The sequence below is a fragment of the Corallococcus sp. AB049A genome, assembly GCF_003668885.1.
GTDB lineage: Bacteria > Myxococcota > Myxococcia > Myxococcales > Myxococcaceae > Corallococcus > Corallococcus interemptor.
Window position 1 is genome coordinate 1 of sequence record NZ_RAWL01000238.1, and the last position, 13,330, is coordinate 13,330.

The window sequence follows — 13,330 nt, forward strand, 5'->3', positions numbered from 1 at the left end:
CCGGAGCACGCACCTGTTGCTGTCGCCCTCGGAGGTGGGGCCGTGGTGCCGCGAACAGCGCGCCTTGGGGGACGTCCGCGTCTTCACGCACAGCCCGCAGGAGGATGCGCCGCTGCACCGCGAGGTGGCGCTGCTCGTCAGCCGCGTCTTCGACCGGCTGTGGGTGCCCGCCACGGGCGCCCGGCCCACGGACTGGACGGTGCTGGACGACGCGGCCTTCCAGCGCAAGCTGGGCCTGCTCAACGCGCTCTACCGCGAGCGCCCGGACGGAGCCCGCTCCGGCGCGTGCACGGACCCCGTGCGCGACGGGCCCGGCATCGAGGCCTTCACGGAGGTGCGCGCGGGGGACGTGGTGCGCGCGCTGTCCCTCACCAAGCCGGAGATCTTCTCCGAGCTCGCGGACCCGTGGGGCTTCGCCCGGTCCACCTACGAGGGCGAGCGCTTCGCCCTCACCGCGAAGGTGCTCGGGACGCTGCGCCAGGGTGTCCCGCCCCGGCGCGTGGTGGACGTGGGCGCGTGCGAGGGGATGATGACCGAGCACCTGCTGACGCTCTTTCCGGACGCGAACGTCCAGGCCGTGGAGTCCGAGCCCCGCTTCGTCGCGCGGCTGCGCGAGCGGCTGGGGCGCCAGGCGCGCGTGCGCATCGTGGAGGCCTGCGCGGAGGACGTGGCGCTGGAGGCGGACCTGGTGCTGCTCGCGGAGGTGCTCTACTACCTGTCCGAGGACGCCGGGCACGGCCTCCTGGACCGGCTGCGCGCGTCCCACCTGCTCACGTCCTACGGAGGCGGCTTCGGCGCCAGGGTGCACGCCGCGCTCACCGCGCGCGGTTGGAGATGCGCCCGGTCCGCGACGCTCCCGGGCCGCATCGAACCCGTGGACGGCACCTCCAGCCCGCTGCTCGTGCGCCGCGCGGGCACGGAAATCCGGCTCTGGGAACGGTGAACACAGGGTCTCATCGCGCTGTCTCAAGAAAGGACCTGAACGGTCGCCGACACGCGGCCCGGCTTGGAGTACATGGAGCCCATGAACTCCAGACTCCGTCGTCTTCTTTCGTTTTCCTCGGTTCCCCTCCTCCTGAGCTGCGGCGCGGCCGCGGTGTCCGACACGCCGGCCGAAGCGCTGGCGGTGCAGACGCAGGAACTGGCCACGGGCACGCCCGCGGGCGTCGGCGTGGTGCTGTTCCTCAACGAGTACGGCCTGACCTTCAACACGCTGGACACGGAGGTGCCGCTCAACTCGCTGGCCGCGCAGAGCATCATCAACTACCGCCACGGGCCGGACGGCATCGCGCACACGGCGGATGACAAGCGCTTCGTCTCCATCGAACAGGTGGACGCGCTGCCCCAGGTGGGCCCGGCGGCGCTGAGCGCGCTGGAGGCGTACGCGCGGGGCACGGGCCGCGTGGAGCTGCCGGTGGACGGCTGGGTGGGCACCTACCACGGCGTGTCCTTCAACGTGGCGGAGGCCCGCCGCGCGCTGGCGGTGGTGAACACGCAGTCGCTGGCGGCGCTCCAGACGACGTACAACGTGCCCGCGGTGGCGGCGAACGCGATGGTGGCGGCGCGGCCCTTCTACGACATCCTGAAGCTGGGCCGGCTGCCGTCCGTGGACATGACGGCGCTGCAGAACCTCAAGGCGGCCACGCAGCAGGGCGAGGAGGGCGACCCCTGCACGGGCGCCGGGACGTGCGGGCCGGACCTGCACTGCGAGGGCAAGCCGTATGACGGCTCCAGCCCCTACGGCCGCTGTGTGACGACGCTGCCCATCCCGGGGAACGACACGTCGTGCTCGCGCTTCGTGCCGTGTCAGGAGGGGCTGGTGTGCCACGGGCTGGACTCGGGCGCGACGGAGGGCTGGTGCCGCCCGGCGTGGATGTCCGGTGAGTTCACCGCGTACTCGGACCTGACGCTGCAGGGGAACACGACGCCGCTGACGGTGACGCAGCCGGTGGTGGGTCTGGCGACGGTGCCGGAGGACATCACGGTGGAGCTGGACCTGGCGCACAACAACCCGTCCAAGCTGGTGCTGACGCTGGAGGATCCGGGCGGTGAGACGGCGCTCCTGTGGGACGGCCCCAACGAGGGCACGCCGCCCAAGCGCATCCCGGTGACGCGCGGCATCCCGCGCGACGGCTCCGTCAACGGCCTGTGGAAGCTGCACATCGTCAACCCGTCGGGCGTGGGCAACGGCAAGCTGCGCGAGTGGAAGCTGAAGCTGACCAGCCGCTGGGACTGAGGCCCTCATCCTTCGAGCCCATCCGGCAGACGTGCTATCACCGGGAGTTCCTTCAAACAGGAGCCTTCCGTGAAAGCACGTCTGCTGATGGGTCGTTACGGGGCCGTGGCGGCCCTTTCCCTGGCGGGCCTGCTGACGCTCGCCGGTTGTGAGCCGGTTCCTCGTGAAGCCCTCGCTACCACCGCGGCTCCGCTGGCCCTCGGGCTCGGAGGCGACACCTCCTGCGTCTGGGGAAGCCCGGACTGCAACCTGTGCAGTCCGGACGTGCCGCTGCGCTTCCAGGAGCTGAGGGACCATGGCGAGGTCCTGGGCTTCCATCCCGGAGCGTTCAACCTCAACGTGGCCTACCCGGGGAGCAATCACTGGCAGGGCATCCAGCGCCTGCCGGCCCTCTCCGGACGCCTCCTCGTTCTGTCCAAGCGGGATGACGCCCCCGGAGGCAACGTGGGGCACCTGGTGCACATGGCCACGCGCAACGGGGAGGGAGCGCGCTTCCGCTGCAACCGGCTGAGCCCCTCCATCAAGGAACCCGAGGACACCCCGCCGCCGGTCGCGGATGCCGTGGTGGCGGCGCTGCCGGTACAGGACGGCTACCGCCACGGTGGCGGCATGCAGGCGGTGGGCAACCTCCTGGCGCTGCCCATGGAGGAGGGGCCCGGCCCGGGGCGCATCGTGCTCTATGATTACAATCCATCCCTGACGCCGGCCCCGTTCGCCTTCGTCGAGGGTGAAACAGCGACCGCGGGCACGGCCTCGTTCACGAAGCTGTCGGACGGGCACTTCCTGCTCCTGCTCGGGCAGGTGGACGCGAACACGCTGGAGGTCTTCCGCTCCTCGGAGACCGACCTCGCTTCCGCGACCAACCAGTGGGTGCGCGTCGACAGGTGGCGGAAGTCGGAGCTTCCGGACGGACAGTGGGGCGCCTTCCAGAACCTCAACTTCGTGACGGACTGCAATGACTCACAGCTCTACCTGGTGGGCACGCGGCTGGGAGGCCTGCGCTGGGGCGCGGTGAGTGACGACTCCGCGCACCTGTACCGGGTGCACCTGGATGGCCACCTGCGCCTGGAGCACGTCGCCTCCAAGCACCTGTACTGCAGCAACGATGGCTCACGGCAGTGCAACCTGGACGCTGGCGCGGGCCTCTTCGTGGGACCCGACCGGAGCCTCATCCTCTACGGCACCGAGCACGCGGATGACGGCCCCGGTTCGACGGTGAAGCTGGTGGAGTTCCGCGGCATCTGGGCGGACGCCCGCTGTCGCACGGACATCGGGCACGCCTATGCCGACTTCTACGATGACTCCAACTTCAGCGACCGAGGCTTCATCTTCGATTACCCGGACCAGGGCCTGAAGAACTGGGCGCGCTTCGACGACGTCGACAGGTTCAACGACAAGGCCTCCTCGGTTCGCTGGTGCATTCCGCCGGGCTACCGGGTGCGGCTCCATGACGACTCGAATTACAAGGGCGGCTTCAGGGACCTCGTGGGCGATGGCGCGTTCCACGAAGCCAACCTGAACAGCAAGGCCTGGGGCTTCAACGACAAGGTGTCCTCCGCGCGCTGGCTGAACGAGTGACGCGGAGGACGGCTGGCCGTGCGGCGCGGGAAGGTGCTATCGCAGGCGTCCATGCGACCACGCCTCGCGTTGCTCATCCCATGGCTGCTCTGCGCGTGCGCGAGCGGAAGGAGCCCCATGAATCCGGATGCCCCCTCTCTTGCGCGCGGTGAGGCGCTGCTGCGCCATGGCACCGGCGGCGACGCGGTCCGGTCCGCCGAGCCAGCTCCCGCCATCCAGGAGCTTGGAGCCCTGGCGGGGTTCGGCCAGGACTGGACGTCGTGCTCGGCCCGGGCGTCCGTCTACCTGTTCGACAGCTACGCCGAAGCCAGCACGGCGCAGGTCCGGCTGATGAAGCAGGTGCCCGAAGGGAAGCAGGGGAGGGGAACGGTCAACGGCGACTGGCTGATATGGGCCACCGCCGACGCGACGGACGAGGCCGGCCGCGACGTCATCGAGCGGGTGGTCTCCGCCTTCGCGGGCGAGGAGTGAGGCCCTGAAGCCCAAGGAAGGACGTTCCCGCCGGCGTCTCCGGCATGTGCCCCGCCTGCGACATCACCCTGCGAGCCCGGTGTCCCCGTGCACCTCGTGGACGACGCGAAGGACTGATGCCCGTCCATTCATGCGCGAAGCGTGATGAAGGCATGCGGGGCGGGTGAGGCGAAACGAGGGCGCGGGCGTACGATGGTCCCCATGCCTCGCACCTTCCTCCTGCTGCTGCTGCCGCTCACCTTCGGCTGTGCCACGACGCCAGCCCCCTCTCGCGGAGCCGCGCCCAGGCAGGTGGCCTCCGCGGAGAAGCAGACCCTGCTGACCCTGCCGGAGATCCTCCAGCGCATGGAGGCTTCGCCTGTGAAGTATTCATTGGGGGAGAAGGACTCCCCGCCGGACGGCTGGGCCGACACGCTCTGGCCCCAGCGCATTGAGCCGCTGCCCTATGCGCGAGTCGTGAGGGAGGGGGGCAACGCCACACTCGCGCCGCCCTACAGCGACCCCGAGTCAGAGCGCCTGCTCGCGGAGGCCGAGCCGCACTTCCAGGCCAACCGCTTCGATGAGGCGGCGAAGTTGTACGCGCGCGCCACCGAGGTCTGCCCGAAGTGCGCGAACGCCTGGATCTTCCGAGGCGACGCGGCGCTCTTCGCCGGCAAGGCGGAGGAGGCGCTCGGCCATTACCGCAAGGCCGCGGAGCACAACCCCGACGACTACCGCGGGCACTTCTTCCAGGGCCACGCGTTGTCCCGGTTGGGGCGGCGTGCCGAGGCCCGCGAGGCCTTCGCCACCGCGCTGGTGCTCAACCCGCGCCTGCCCACGCTGCGCAAGCTGCTGAAGATGTATCCCGGCTTCGGGCTCGTCATCACGCCCGACGTGATGGTGCCGCGCGGCATGGCCGAGCGAACAGAGACCGGCGTCTCGGCGGTGTACGACGGGCACTACGGCACCGCGTGGCTCGCGTTCGCGGCGTGCAAGGCGCTGTGGCTTGGAGAGCCGTCGCACCGCAAGGAGATGACGGGCAGCGACAGTGACACCCAGTTCACCTCCACCGAGGAACTCGAGTGCCTGAACGCCGTGCTCACGGGCTACGAGGTCGCGAAGGAGCAGAAGGACGCGGACGCGGCGGTTCCAGACGAGGGCCTGGAGCGGATGGAGCGCATCGTCGAGGCCGGGATGGCCGACATGCTCGTGCTCTTCGAGCTCGCCTCGCGCGTCCACCCGCAGGCGACGTTGACGCTGAGCGATGACGTGCGCCAGCGGCTGCGCGCGTACGTCCTCGAGTTCGTCCTGCTGGAGCGCGACTGAAGCCCTGGAGTCCTGCGGTGGACGCCTGGCTGGACCGCTTCCGGGCGTTCTGGACGCCGAAGCTGGACGCCCTGGCTACAGAAGTTGCGCGGGGCAAGAAGAAGCGGGGCGAGTAGGGGGCTGGCGGCTCCACTGCCCACGCCGTGTCGCTGGACGCGGCGGGCCGCGCTGGGCAGCCTCCGGCTCCGGCTCCCTTCCCCCTGGAGCCCAAGGAGTCCCACGAATGAAGCTCAAGGCGCTCTGCATCGCCGTATCGCTGCTGGCCGTTCCGGGCGTGGCCGCCGCGCAAAGCCCTTTCGATTCCATCAAGAAGGCCGCGGGCGACGCCAGCAAGTCCACCGTCGAGAAGCGCGTCAACACGAAGCTCACGGACGAGGGCAAGAAGAACCAGTGCAGCTTCAAGACGGGCACCGCGGAGCTGGCCCCCGGCTGCGACGCGAAGCTCAAGAAGCTCACCAACGCCCTCGTGGACGCGAAGAAGCAGCTCGTCGCCGCTGGCGTCAAGAGCTACAAGTTCGAGGTCTCCGGCCACACGGACTCGACGGGTGATGCCGCGAAGAACAAGACGCTCAGCGAGCAGCGCGCGGAGACCATCGTGAAGGAGCTGGTCGCGCGCGGCATCCCCCGCAGCGAAATCACCGCCGTGGGCTACGGCTCCGAGCGCATGCTGGTGAAGCCGGACAACACCGAGGCGAAGAAGGCGCAGAACCGCCGCTACGAGCTCCAGGTCCGGCTGTAATCCCTCTCACGCAGGCTGGGGCGGCGTCACGAGCGCCGCCCCAGGCCGTCGCTCAGGCCTTCAGCGCTTCGATGATGCTCGTTCCGCTCGCGGTGGTGTGGATGCGCTCCACCTTCCAGGAGGTCGCGGTGAGCAGCGAATGGAACTCCTCGCGGGTGCGCTCGCGCCCGTTGGCGACCACCAGCATGTTGAGGTCCATCAGGTGGGTGGGGTCCGGATTCCGGTTGTCTGGAATCACCAGCTCCACCACGAAGAGCCGGGCCCGGGCGGGCGCCGCCGCGTGGAGCCGGCGCAGCAGGGTGGTGGAGGCGTCATCCTCCCAGTCATGGAGGATGTGCTTGAGCAGGTAGGCCTCCGCGGGCGGGATGCCGGGCTCGAAGAAGTTCCCGGCCACCACGTCCACCCTGCCGGTGAGGCCCCGGGCCGCCAGGACGGGCTTCGCGCTCTCGGCGACCTGGGGCAACTCGAAGAGGATGCCCCGGCAGGCAGGATGGGCGCGCAGCACCTGCGCCAGCAGATCGCCGTGGCTGCCGCCGATGTCCGCCACGCGCGCGAAGCGGGAGAAGTCGACGGTGCGGGCCACTTCACTGGCCACCAGCTCGGACCAGTTGCCCATGGACTGGGCGAAGTGCTCCGCCTCCTCGGGGTTGCGCGCGAAGTGCTCCCAGATGTCGCAGCCGAGCGCGGCCTTCATGGGGGAGCTGCCGGTGCGGATCGCCTCGGTGAGGTGCCCCCAGGGCAGCCAGTGCGACGGGCTGCTCTGGATGATGGCCAGCTCCCGCAGCGAGCCGGGGACGTTCGCGCACAGGCCCTCGCCCATGGGCGTCAGCGCGAAGACCCGGTCGGGGAAGGCCACGAAGAGGCCCGCGGCGAGCCCCGCGCGCATCAGCCGGAACAGCGCTTCCGGGTGCACGTTCAGCTCGGCCGCCAGCGAGTCACTGCCGCGGGCACCTGACGCGAGCCGGTCCGCGATTCCCAGGCGCGCCACGGTGCCAATGACCTGCGTGCGCCAGTAGCCGGTGATTGCCGCGTGGAGCTGCTGCGCGGGGGTCGGGTTGTCGCCGGGAAGGGTCTTCATGTCTGGAGTCTAATCGAAGTCCCTGGCCGCGAAGAGGCGTCCGTGCCGCCCTCAGCGCCCCTGGAACTTCGGCGGACGGCGCTCGGCGAAGGCGCTGAAGGCCTCCGTCAGGTCCAGCGACTGGAGGAAGGCCGAGTTCCACACGGCCACGTAGCGCAGCCCGTCCGCGATGGACTTGTCCGCGCAGTATTCCATCACCTGCTTGGCGCCCTGGATGACGAGCGGCGGATTGTCCGCGATGCGCCGCGCCGTCGCCCGCGCCTCCGTGAGCAGGGCCTCGGGGGAGGGGAAGACCTCGTTGACCAGGCCCATGCGCAGCGCGCGCGCCGCGTCCACGTCGCCGCCGGTGTAGGCCAGCTCGCGCGTGTGTCCCTCGCCAATGATGCGCGGCAGGCGCTGGAGCGCGCCCAGGTCCGCGACGATGCCGACCTTCACCTCGCGCAGGGAGAACTTCGCGTCCTGCGAGCAGTACCGGAAGTCGCACGCGGCGATGAGGTCCATGCCTCCGCCAATGCACCAGCCGTGCACCGCGGCGATGACGGGCTTCTTGCACCGGGCCACGCCTTCCGTGGCCTGCTGCATGTCCCCAATGAGCTTGAGCAGCTGGCTGCGCTCCAGCGCCAGGTTGTTCTCCCCGGTGAGCAGCGGCCCCAGGGACTCCATCATCCCCATCAGGTCCAGGCCGTAGGTGAAGTTCTGGCCCTCGCCGCGCACCAGCATCACGCGCACGGAGTCGTCGGCGTCCAGCGCGCGAAGCGCCTCGGGCATCTCCCGCCAGAAGTCCGGGCCCATGGCGTTGCCCTTGCCCGGGCCGGTGAGCACCAGCTCGGCGATGCCGTCGGCCTTCTCGATGCGCAGTGACTTGTACGTGGTGCCGTCCATTCAGTGCCTCCCAGCGAAGTGACCTGGGAGGCACTTGAGCAGATGCCGCGCGGCGGCTCCACCCTGCTTTCAGCAGCCCGTCTGCGTCGTGGTCGTCGTCTGACCGGTCCGGTCCTTGAGGATGTACTTGTTCGTGGACGTGGAGATGAACAGCTCCGCGCCCGCGACCCCGTCCGAGTTACACGCCGCCGTGATGGTGAAGTTGGTGTTGAAGGCGTAGTACTGCGAGGTCTTGTTCGAGTCGTGGATGATGGAGATGCCCTGGCTGGTGCTGTTCTTCGCCACCACGACGATGTCCGCGCCCGCGACGCCGTTCGTGTCCACCACCGTGTTGACCTGATACGTCCCGGAGAACGGATAGAAGTAGCTGCTGGCGCTCCGGTGCCGGATGACGCTGACGCCGCCCAGCGCCGCCGTGACGACCTCCGCGCCCGCGACTCCATCCGTGTCGCTCACGTTCACGATCGAGAAGCTGCCGGAGAAGGAATAGAACTGTGACGTCCCCTTCTTGTCGGTGATGACGCTGATGCCGCCGCTGGTGACGACCACCACCTCCAGGCCCACCGTTCCATCCAGGTCCTGCGTGGCGTTGTTCACGGCGAAGCTGCCGCTGAAGCCGTAGAACTTCGTCGTGCCCTTCGCCGGGTGGTTGATGGAGATGCCCGTCAGGCTGGTGGTGAGCGTGTCGCTGTTCCCATCACCGTCGAAGTCGCCGGTGACGGTGAGCGCCGCCTCCTGGTGGGACTCCGGGGCCGGCTGCTCCTCGGGGACTCCGCCACAGCCGAGCGCGAGCACGGCCGCGATCACCACTCCGCTTCCATTCATTCGCAACGCCTTCTTCATGGTCTCTCCTGGGTCAGGTCCTGCTCAGTCCGTCATCAACACCATCAGCACGCGCGTGAGGGACTGCGCCTCGGCGTGATTCGGATTCAGCCGCAGCGCCTCGTCGACCATCCTCCAGGACCCGTACGGGCCCGTGGAGCACACCAGCATCAAATGAAGTACGTCTTACTCGAGCTCGTCGCCTTCGTCGGAGGCTTCCGACTCAGCCATCTGGAGTTGGCGTTGCACTTCCAGGAACAGGGCTGCCGAGGAAGAAGGCCGGGCTTCGTCTGGAGGGGTGACCCGTCGATTCACAAGGGCCTCCGCACATGCCCGGTCAATCCGCCCCGCCATGGCGATGATGAACCCGACAAACAACTGGCGAGCGCCTCCAGGAGGAATCGCTTCATCCGCCATCGAAACACACGCGTCCCGGATCTTCTTCGTCTCGAACGTCAGATCTTCTGAGACGTGCGCGAATTCATTCCGGATCCCTCGCACAAAGCCAAGCATATGGCATGCCTCCTTGGAGAGCAGTCCCAGCGCCCTGCACATCCTGATGCGCGCCGAGAACGCCCCCAGGGGCGAGTTGTGCTTCAGCAACGCATCGGCGGTCTTCTTGTCGTCAATGAAGAAGTTGCGCAGCAGGCATCATTGAGGGTGAACGGACGCCCCTCGGCTGTGACAACCTTCTCCTCCTGCCGGAGGCTCTCCAGGATTGCACGGGCCTGCTCCTGGAGTTCGGGTGCAATCGCAGGTTCAGAGTGCAAAGCTGAATTCCCTCTCGGGGCCTGCCGGTCCTCGTCGCTCATTCGCTCATCAGGCCACGCGAAGGTCCTTGGTGCAATGCGCGGCAAGGGACCCCTGGGTCTTCGCGGACGCATTGGGCAATGCACTTGTCTGAGCGCCTGGAATACGTTCTTCTATTCGAATCAAGTGCTCAACAGGCACAGCAGGTCTGGGGGAGAACCATGTCGAGCCACTGGCGGAGAAGAAGGGCTGAGGCGTCCATCCGTTCGGCAGTGCTGGCGGTTCTATTGTGCGCCGCCCTGTGGACGGTACGCGCCGAGGCGGATTGCGCGGTAGGGCCTCCCCCTGAGTCAACGAAGGAAGATGAATTGCTCGCCCAATTCATGGATGAGCCCGCCAAGGAAGGCGCATCATTCGCGCGGGTTCTAGCTCTTCCCAAGGTGAGCAGCGCTCTGGCCAAGGCCTATTGCAGCGGTTCGCACCCGGTCGACAGGTCGGGCGTGGACTGCAAGGACGCTCGCATCCGCGTCAGGCCTGATGGCAGCGTCGAGTTCAATCCGAAGAAGGACAACGAAGGTACGTTCTGCGTGGATTCTCACCCGAAGCAAGGTGAGGTGACGAATGGGAGCGGGCAGCGGTTCATTCGCCTCCGGGACACGAGGCTGCCAATCTCCAAGGCGATCTGCTTCGCTCCCGTGCTCGACAGGGCCTATAGACTTCCCGCGAAAACGGATACGTCCAAGGGCACCATCTTCGAAGTGGAACTCTGGGCCCCTCGCGATGAGAAAGCCCTTGCTGAAGAGCAGAAGATTGCCTTGCGACAGGCTGCCAACACCTATGGTGCGCTCATCCGGACCTCGATCTACAAGCGTGCCGCCTGGTTGTTCAGGCAGGCGGGCAGCGCCACGACAAACAGCCTGAGCTTCGAGTCATTCAAGGCGGACGTGAGCCGTAACCTGCCGGGCAGCAATATGAGTTCAGTTCAGGTGAGGCGAGATGCAACGAAGGCCGCGCTGGAGACGCTTCTTGCGAACTGGCCAGACTATCTGCATCAGAAGTCAGATGGCTCGGCCCCCGTCCTGACGCAAATCCAGAAGGACGAACTCTGCAAGCTCGGCGCGGAGGAGCCCAGGGGCCATGTCGGGTTCATGATCCCGCCCATGGCACAGGTGCGAACGGAGACTCCAGGTGATGGGGCGATAACCGCGGCCCTCCGGCGGATCGCCCTGGGCCACCAGCCGGTCGACAACCAGACCGCGCCATGGCTCTTGATGCGAGGCGAGTGGCCGGATGACAGCGATTCGCCGGACGACCTTGTCGTGATCGATGTGCCAGCACGCGGTGGTGCGAGCAATTCCGAACCCGATGCCTATGCGAAGGACAGGTTCGCGTTCTTCGTCCACGATCTTTCCCCGGGGCAGACGTTGTCGGATGTGAAGAAGGGGGACAAGGTTGAAGTGCCGGTGAGTGACTGGGCGAAGTTCGCTGGAACGGCCATGGGAGTCTTTCAGCTCGCATCAGCGAAGGGCGTTCTTCCAGGCTCCGGCCACAAATTCAATGGAGTCTTCGCTGGCGGCGGCGATGGCTCCCTCTTGGAACTCCCCGAGGTGCGACCCGAGAAGGAGGACGTCTGCGGTAACAGCGAATCGCTTGAGAAGGCGCTTGTCGCTGCCCTGAAGGAGCTTGATCAGAAAGAGAAGGAGGGCCCACGGGCTGATTATTGGCTCGCGAATATCGATGCCCTCTACGACCTTCAAGGCCAGAAGACGACGACCCCCGCTTGCTGGAAGAAAGCCTGGGATTCTGGTGACGTCAGGCTCCAGTTGTCCAGGATCTCCAAGTGGTACAAGAAGCAGCTTGAGAACGTGCTCTCCGAACTGGAGCCGCTGAAGGCTGATGCGTCTCCGGTCCGGATATCGCGAGTTGTTCGCAGTGGCCGGTTGGAAGAAGGGCATCCCTACACCCTGCGCGTCTGCGAGGGCGTCGAAAAATGCGCTGACGATACCGCGACGGCGTCTGTGACAGCGGAAACACAGGCCGTCACGCGCCCCCAACGCTCCCTCATAGGGTTGTCGATGGAGCTGGGGTATCGCTGGCGGCTGGGCAGCAACGCGGCACCCCTGGGCGGGTACCAGTTCGAACGAGTCGCGGGCATTTCAGGACCTACCCAACTCTTCGAGCTGCGCGCGCAGACAGGCACCTTGAAGCACTTCGCCTTCTCACCGCTTTTGAATTTGTATCCCGCCCATGCTTCGCGGATGCCCTGGCTGGCAGGGCTGGGAGTGGGAGTGGGATCGACCCTGTTCCAGGATGGCGAGGTGGAGTTCCTCAAGGAATGGAACTTCCGCGTGAACTACGAGTTTCCATTCCTTCGGGACCTCCTGTTGTCAGGAGGGTTCTCCGTGCGAACCGTCCAGACCCCCGTGGCGCTCAAGGAGGGCGCCCTGCTGGCGGTCCCCGCCGGGCAATCCCCCGCGGCCTTCGCCACGGGGGATCGAAGGGTTTGGTCCTTCTCCCTCGGGATGGCGGTGCAGCTCAGCATCTTCCAGGACGCACTCAAGGTGGCGGGCGGTCTCTTCTCTGGCGGCGGTTCGGATGAGGAAAAAGCGAAATGAAAACCGTGACCGGCTTGGCAGGACTGATGCTGCTCATTGGGCTGGTGGGCTGTGACGCGCGGACCGTGTCAGCCCCTGAGGAATGCGCCTACAGGGATCACGCAGACGGCTCCTGGCAGCTTCCTGATGGAGGCGTGACGCACGCCTATATCGATGGTCCCTACATCGGGCTGGTGGAGGGAAAAGCCAAGGCCCTGGATGGGGGCACCCTGGTCCCGCTTCGGATCTCCGCCACCGTCCCCTGCCTTCAGGGCGGGATGGTGGCCTTCCTCAACACCTCGGCCGGAACCCTGGGGGGAAAGGGCCCGGGGGAGGAGGTCTCGGTGTTCCTCTCCCCAACGGAGACGGAGTTGGACGTGGGAAGGCTTGCGGGTGAGATTGAGTTTGTCATTCCCACGGGGCGCGAGGCGCGCGTCCAGGCGACGGCTCTTGAAAGCAGCAGGGCTGTGCAACTGCTGGCTTCGGATGAGGGGACCGTTCTCATCCGGGACTGACGGCCAGGCTCTTCTGCGGGGCGTGACTTCGGCATAGAGAACGGAGGAACACGCCCCATGGAGGACCGATGTCGCCTCGCCATCTCGTGCCGTGGTTGCTGATGGGCCTTGTCGCCGCCTGCGCTTCGTCCCCGGAACGTCCGGAGCGTCCGCCTCCGCCGCGGATCCTCTTCCAGTCGCCGCTCGCGCTGCTGCTGGAGAACCATGAGGCGCTGGCGCTCACCACGGACCAGTTGATCCAGGTGGGCCAGAAGGAGGAGGCGCTCGAGGCGGCCAACCGGCCCCTGCGCGAGCAGCTCCGGCAGGTCCGGCACCCCGAACCGCCCCCGGGGGAGGGCGGGCCCCCACGCAGCCCCAGGG

14 protein-coding genes are annotated in these 13,330 nt (G+C 67.4%); 9 read left to right on the forward strand and 5 right to left on the reverse strand.

The features are described from left to right. The 6 genes from D7X55_RS23880 to D7X55_RS23910 all read left to right on the forward strand — a co-directional run. Positions 1–943: class I SAM-dependent methyltransferase (locus D7X55_RS23880; protein WP_147470185.1), on the forward strand; the 943-nt coding region annotated here is incomplete at its 5' end. Between the two features lie 81 nt (positions 944–1,024). Further along, positions 1,025–2,236: a proprotein convertase P-domain-containing protein gene (locus D7X55_RS23885; RefSeq protein ID WP_121724293.1), complete on the forward strand. Its 1,212-nt coding sequence runs from the start codon at positions 1,025–1,027 to the stop codon at positions 2,234–2,236. 69 nt (positions 2,237–2,305) lie between these two features. Then, a complete protein-coding gene (locus tag D7X55_RS23890; protein ID WP_147470186.1) occupies positions 2,306–3,814 on the forward strand; it encodes a hypothetical protein in 1,509 nt (502 codons plus the stop codon). Positions 3,815–3,931: 117 nt separating this feature from the next. Next, positions 3,932–4,285, forward strand: coding sequence for a hypothetical protein (locus D7X55_RS23895; RefSeq protein ID WP_121724286.1), 354 nt, complete (start codon positions 3,932–3,934; stop codon positions 4,283–4,285). A gap of 201 nt (positions 4,286–4,486) precedes the next feature. Beyond that, positions 4,487–5,590 (forward strand): tetratricopeptide repeat protein, encoded by a 1,104-nt coding sequence (locus D7X55_RS23900; protein WP_120546644.1) that lies wholly within the window; start codon positions 4,487–4,489, stop codon positions 5,588–5,590. A 223-nt stretch (positions 5,591–5,813) separates the two neighbouring features. Beyond that, the gene (locus D7X55_RS23910; RefSeq protein ID WP_121724287.1) at positions 5,814–6,329 is read left to right on the forward strand and encodes an OmpA family protein; all 516 of its coding nucleotides are present in this window, start codon (positions 5,814–5,816) and stop codon (positions 6,327–6,329) included. Between the two features lie 52 nt (positions 6,330–6,381). Here the strand turns inward: D7X55_RS23910 and D7X55_RS23915 are convergent, their stop codons facing one another. The 5 genes from D7X55_RS23915 to D7X55_RS23930 all read right to left on the reverse strand — a co-directional run bounded on the left by D7X55_RS23915 (position 6,382) and on the right by D7X55_RS23930 (position 9,714). Then, a complete protein-coding gene (locus tag D7X55_RS23915; RefSeq protein ID WP_121724288.1) occupies positions 6,382–7,407 on the reverse strand; it encodes a methyltransferase in 1,026 nt (341 codons plus the stop codon). A gap of 51 nt (positions 7,408–7,458) precedes the next feature. Beyond that, positions 7,459–8,289 carry a crotonase/enoyl-CoA hydratase family protein gene (locus tag D7X55_RS23920; protein WP_120546592.1) on the reverse strand — a complete coding sequence of 277 codons (831 nt, stop codon included), beginning with the start codon at positions 8,287–8,289 and terminating at the stop codon, positions 7,459–7,461. A gap of 69 nt (positions 8,290–8,358) precedes the next feature. Further along, on the reverse strand, positions 8,359–9,114 hold the full coding sequence (locus D7X55_RS23925; RefSeq protein WP_121724289.1) for a hypothetical protein: 756 nt from the start codon (positions 9,112–9,114) through the stop codon (positions 8,359–8,361). A gap of 42 nt (positions 9,115–9,156) precedes the next feature. Next, the gene (locus D7X55_RS45370) at positions 9,157–9,282 is read right to left on the reverse strand and encodes a hypothetical protein (RefSeq protein WP_255425028.1); all 126 of its coding nucleotides are present in this window, start codon (positions 9,280–9,282) and stop codon (positions 9,157–9,159) included. Positions 9,283–9,297: 15 nt separating this feature from the next. Beyond that, positions 9,298–9,714 (reverse strand): hypothetical protein, encoded by a 417-nt coding sequence (locus D7X55_RS23930; RefSeq protein ID WP_121724290.1) that lies wholly within the window; start codon positions 9,712–9,714, stop codon positions 9,298–9,300. 515 nt (positions 9,715–10,229) lie between these two features. Here D7X55_RS23930 and D7X55_RS23935 point away from each other — a divergent pair. From D7X55_RS23935 to D7X55_RS23945, 3 genes are all read left to right on the forward strand, one after another. Further along, positions 10,230–12,476, forward strand: coding sequence for a hypothetical protein (locus D7X55_RS23935; RefSeq protein WP_121724291.1), 2,247 nt, complete (start codon positions 10,230–10,232; stop codon positions 12,474–12,476). After that, the gene (locus D7X55_RS23940) at positions 12,473–12,970 is read left to right on the forward strand and encodes a hypothetical protein (protein WP_147470187.1); all 498 of its coding nucleotides are present in this window, start codon (positions 12,473–12,475) and stop codon (positions 12,968–12,970) included. Before D7X55_RS23935 ends, D7X55_RS23940 begins: the two co-directional genes overlap by 4 nt. Positions 12,971–13,038: 68 nt before the next feature. Then, positions 13,039–13,330, forward strand: a 292-nt coding sequence (locus D7X55_RS23945) for a hypothetical protein (protein WP_147470188.1), incomplete at its 3' end; no start/stop codon positions are given.

Bases quoted from the DNA above. Each gene is read 5' to 3' on its own strand.
- D7X55_RS23885 (WP_121724293.1), top strand. From the start codon at position 1,025: ATGAACTCCAGACTCCGTCGTCTTCTTTCGTTTTCCTCGGTTCCCCTC.
- D7X55_RS23895 (WP_121724286.1), top strand. From the start codon at position 3,932: ATGAATCCGGATGCCCCCTCTCTTGCGCGCGGTGAGGCGCTGCTGCGC.
- D7X55_RS23900 (WP_120546644.1), top strand. From the start codon at position 4,487: ATGCCTCGCACCTTCCTCCTGCTGCTGCTGCCGCTCACCTTCGGCTGT.
- D7X55_RS23910 (WP_121724287.1), top strand. From the start codon at position 5,814: ATGAAGCTCAAGGCGCTCTGCATCGCCGTATCGCTGCTGGCCGTTCCG.
- D7X55_RS23915 (WP_121724288.1), bottom strand. From the start codon at position 7,407: ATGAAGACCCTTCCCGGCGACAACCCGACCCCCGCGCAGCAGCTCCAC.
- D7X55_RS23920 (WP_120546592.1), bottom strand. From the start codon at position 8,289: ATGGACGGCACCACGTACAAGTCACTGCGCATCGAGAAGGCCGACGGC.
- D7X55_RS23925 (WP_121724289.1), bottom strand. From the start codon at position 9,114: ATGAATGGAAGCGGAGTGGTGATCGCGGCCGTGCTCGCGCTCGGCTGT.
- D7X55_RS45370 (WP_255425028.1), bottom strand. From the start codon at position 9,282: ATGCTGGTGTGCTCCACGGGCCCGTACGGGTCCTGGAGGATGGTCGAC.
- D7X55_RS23940 (WP_147470187.1), top strand. From the start codon at position 12,473: ATGAAAACCGTGACCGGCTTGGCAGGACTGATGCTGCTCATTGGGCTG.